The sequence below is a fragment of the Sodalis-like endosymbiont of Proechinophthirus fluctus genome, from assembly GCF_001602625.1.
In the GTDB taxonomy this organism is placed as follows: Bacteria; Pseudomonadota; Gammaproteobacteria; order Enterobacterales; family Enterobacteriaceae.
Map to the genome: position 1 here is coordinate 5,215 of NZ_LECR01000050.1, position 4,073 is coordinate 9,287.

At 53.5% G+C, this 4,073-nt stretch carries 3 protein-coding genes and 1 pseudogene; 2 read left to right on the plus strand and 2 right to left on the minus strand.

Annotated elements, in window-relative coordinates; all coding sequences use genetic code 11:
• Positions 1–210 precede the first annotated feature (210 nt).
• A pseudogene (gene feoB / locus BG74_RS13435) lies at positions 211–1,652 on the plus strand (Fe(2+) transporter permease subunit FeoB); the annotation flags it as partial.
• Here feoB and BG74_RS13440 read toward each other — a convergent pair.
• Positions 1,615–1,797 (minus strand): hypothetical protein, encoded by a 183-nt coding sequence (locus BG74_RS13440; RefSeq protein ID WP_187202706.1) that lies wholly within the window; start codon positions 1,795–1,797, stop codon positions 1,615–1,617. The pseudogene feoB and the gene BG74_RS13440 overlap by 38 nt on opposite strands.
• Before the next feature lie 890 nt (positions 1,798–2,687).
• Here BG74_RS13440 and BG74_RS17170 point away from each other — a divergent pair.
• Positions 2,688–2,894 carry a hypothetical protein gene (locus tag BG74_RS17170; RefSeq protein ID WP_244267357.1) on the plus strand — a complete coding sequence of 69 codons (207 nt, stop codon included), beginning with the start codon at positions 2,688–2,690 and terminating at the stop codon, positions 2,892–2,894.
• A gap of 588 nt (positions 2,895–3,482) precedes the next feature.
• On the opposite strand, the gene bioH is transcribed toward BG74_RS17170, so the two are convergent.
• Positions 3,483–4,073, minus strand: a 591-nt coding sequence (gene bioH, locus BG74_RS05860) for a pimeloyl-ACP methyl ester esterase BioH (protein ID WP_066597265.1), incomplete at its 5' end; no start/stop codon positions are given.

Below are 4,073 nucleotides of genomic sequence, written 5' to 3' on the forward strand. Positions count from 1 at the left end.
TTACCGACGGCACCATCCTCAACAGTCGACTATCTGCTCGCCGTCCGTTAAGCGGTGGAACAGCTCATGCTATTTATCCCCTATAAGTATTCGCCGCGCCAGCGGCGTTGGCTAGCTATGCATATGCTGGAATGGCACACATCCACAGCCGTAAGTTACTGAGCTCTGCTCTTCCCAACGGCTGGGAAGCCTGCGTGCAAGCCTGCAACAGATTCAGCGCTGGCGATCACCGATGGCCGCTGCATCACGATTATCACCCCTTGTCAGGCCATCAGTAACGGCCATTTGACGCAGACCAACCCATGACCACGCATCTTGATACCGTGCTGCTAAACCGCTGGCTTAGCGCGTGCCGCTGTTTTTTATGGTGATGTATATCATACTCATCCTAGCCATTAACCTCGTCGGCACCCTACACGCCATACACGCCCTACAGCCGCTGTTTTTAGGGCGGATCCGCCGCATTGTTCATCGACGGCACTCAGTGGCTTGGCTGTCAGATGCACGTTCCTCAGTGGTTAATACTGCTGCTCGCCCAGGACGTTAGCAGCGGGATCAATACCGTGCTGACGCTTATTCCGCAAATCAGCATGAAGATTCCGGCTTATATGGGCGCGCACTGCGTTCGTCATCAACCAGCTGATACAGTCCATCGGCCTGCCGGGAAAGTCATTCGTACCGCTGATTGTCGGTTTCGGCTGCAATGTGTCGTCAGTAATGGGCGCATGTATGCTCAACGCGCCGCGCGAGCGGCTGATGACCATTATGATGACACCCTTCATGTACTGCGTCGCGCGGCTGACGGTTTTCGCCGTTTTTTCTACTGCTTTTTTCGGCCAGCACGGCGCGACGTTGGTGTTTTCGCTGTATCTGCTGGGAATTTGTGTTCGCGATTTTTACCGGATTGATGCTAAAATATACACTAACGTGGGGCGAATCAATTTCTTTCATCATGGAGCGGCCTGTGTATCACGTGCCGCATATCAAAAGCCTGCTGCTACTGCAAACCTGGTAGCGTCTTAAAGCTTCGTGCTTCGGGCCGGCAAAGTCATCGTCCTGGCCAGGACGCATGCTAATTGGCGCCTTCAACAGCTTCAACCTGCACGGCGATGCGGCGTACAGAGTTAACCACTCCATGCTAGCGACGGCGAGCAAAACCCTGACCCCTCTCTGCTCAAGCCGATAGGCGTCCATGAGAATAATTGGCAGGTTACGGTCGAGCTCATTAGCGGCGCGATGGCGAAAGAGGTTGTGGGGTGGGGACGATAAACACGCTATATATCTCCGAACAAATCACCCGTACCTCGTTTGAGCAGGACACGTTCGATCTGTTGGAAGAATTGTCCGGTACCATGACGGAAACCTGGCAGAGCCTGCAGGATGTTTTAGCTTTAGCGTTCTTGCTAACCTAACCCTATCAAAGCCAGTCAGTAAAGGCGACGGTGAAATGAGCAGCGGCGCCATAGGAATGATAAGCAGTAAATTCGGCAGTGCCACTGCCGCTTACAGTTACCTTATCTTCGTTCTGTTGTATGTTCACTGTATTTCGGTCCTCATTACTATTACCCGACGAATGCAGCCGCGGCTGTATGCTACTGTCCGCGCTGTGGGGCCTCAATGTGGCTTGTTCGCTAGCAACGCTGTTCTATCAAGGCGACCATCTTCATGATGCAGCATCCCCTTGTACAGCGCGACGGTGATAGCGGCAGTTATCGTATCAATGGTCTTTTGATTGCCAACCTCTACCTCGCTGTCGTGATCGTTTCCAGCCGAGGCTATCCAAGGCGAAATCTTCACCCTGTTACCAGCCAGACGGCGCGGTGAAAGCTGTCACTAAGGAGGTACGTTGTCCGGACTAATGCGGCTGCGCGACGCGCTGTAATTGATGGGCCATGCCGAGCAAGTGATCGGCGACGATACAGCCACCAACACCTGCCGCGCCTTCTCGCGCAGCGCTTACTGTCAGCTACCCTGTAATGGTTCGCTTGTCGACAGTGAGTTTGCCGAGGGTGCGTTGAGACTGAGGGCAGAGCCTGAAAATATACTTTCCGGTGCATTCTCAGCGTCGGAGTCAATCCACTGAAGTGTCGATTATTTTCCGCAATTCCACCGTCTTCCCTGCCCGTAGCTGTTATCAATCACCTTGGCGATTTCCACTCCCAGTAGCTCTACAGTAATAACAAGGTATCATTGCCACATTTATGCTGTGTCAGCACATTCGTCACATCAATAATGTTCCATAATGGAAGCTATAAACCCGCTTACTGAGAGATTTACCTTACCGACTTAAGCCAGGGGAACTGGGCACCACCATAAAGAGCCAATCAGTTTCGCCAAGTCCACGCACGCACCCAAGCGTGCAAAACGGCAATACTCATACTATCTCTGGACCAAGTTCAGCGTCGATCAGGTGGATCTCAACTTTAAAAATCTCCAAGTACTGATCGCCGTTATCGGCGTATTGCTGTACTACTTGATTCAAGGCGCGGACTATATTCGCTTGGACGCTGTGGGGTGGGCTACCTGTGAAAGAAGGTGGGTATCTGTCGTATCCATTTATCCCGCACCAATTTTCTGGTGAAACTATTTCTCTCCATTTGCGATGAGGTCTCGCCGGGAACGGCCATTCTTACCGAAACCAACGTGTCCCCCATCAGAATAACATCAGCTATTTCTGCAGCGGCGCGATGAAGCGCAGTTGGCAGTTGGTATACAAGTTCCCGCTGCAGACGCTGGCGATGCACAACGGCAGTCGCCGCGCCCTGCGTCACAGGGATGAATATCGGTGGCAGCACACCACCTTTTTCAATTTTCTTACCTCTCATGACAGTATCGGTGTGAACCTCCCTGCGTGGCATTCTGCCGGAGACGGAAATCATCCGTCTCGTGTGTGATCTTGGAGACGGAGGGCGCGGCTAGTGTCCTCCTACAAACAAAATATTGATGGCACTACTAGCCCCTAGAAACCAACGTTACCTATACCTATCTGGATGCTCTTAATCAACGCGAGGATAGCGATCAACGCGAGGATAGCGACAAGATGAAGCTGATCCGCATTATCCTCGTCCATGCCATTTTATTGGTGTTTACGAGCGTGTCGACAATTTATATACTTATATACAGAGTATCCTCGGGTCGCGTAGCGACTATGAAGAAGTGAAGGCGGCCAGCTATAACCTCGCGGTCAATCGCGAGGAAATACCCACTAAAAATATCGAAGCGATGTTAGATGAGGAAACTAGCTTACTCTCGCGGGTATGCCCGGCACTAAGCAGCCCTTATCCGGCTGGGTCGTCGGCAACGGTCGTTTCATCCCGATGAGGCCATGGAAGTTCTGGAGTGAATAATACTCCACTCGCCTTCTACCACTGCGCCGCCGTTCAACGACTACTGACCTTTGACGGTTCGGTTGGCGGCGGCCTGCTAACCCTCATGCCCTATACATTTTACTGGATCGGACCCCTGATCGACCACTAACGCAATCAGGCAACAGTCTGGATGAAGTTGCACAGCGCCTGGCAGAAAAATATTGGATGAGAAATGAACGGCGCATGCGCCGCGCTGGTAAAGACGATACTCTGGCTGGTGGGACTGAATTCATCTACCAAGGGGACCACTTTACGCGGCACCAAGCCGTCCAGATAGCCATATAGACGCAGCAGCGGCACGTTAAGCCGTCTCAGTGCGGAACGCAAATCACTGGCGCGCAGTAGTGCCAGCCCACCAGCCAGAACTTCGGTCTCGGGCGTCGGCTGTGCCAGTACCACGCTTTTCAGCCAGCGCGCATCTTGACGTGCGGACTCGGTTCCCAGGGTTTGCAGGCCAAGAAAGCGGCTGACGGTTCGGGTGAAATCCGAGCGCAGCTCGTGCGCAAAGCCTTCCAGTATCTCCGGCCGTATCCCTGGCCAGTCACCACCGTCAGCGCAAAAACGCGGAGAAGAAGCCACGGTAATCAGGCCAGCTACCGCGTGCGGCCGCTGGCAAGCCACCGTGGTCGCCACCAGTCCACCGAGCGACCAGCCTAACCATAGCGCGCCGATAGGGGCCCGTGACGACACTTCCTCCGCCATCTG

Bases quoted from the DNA above. Each gene is read 5' to 3' on its own strand.
- BG74_RS17170 (WP_244267357.1), top strand. From the start codon at position 2,688: ATGAAGCGCAGTTGGCAGTTGGTATACAAGTTCCCGCTGCAGACGCTG.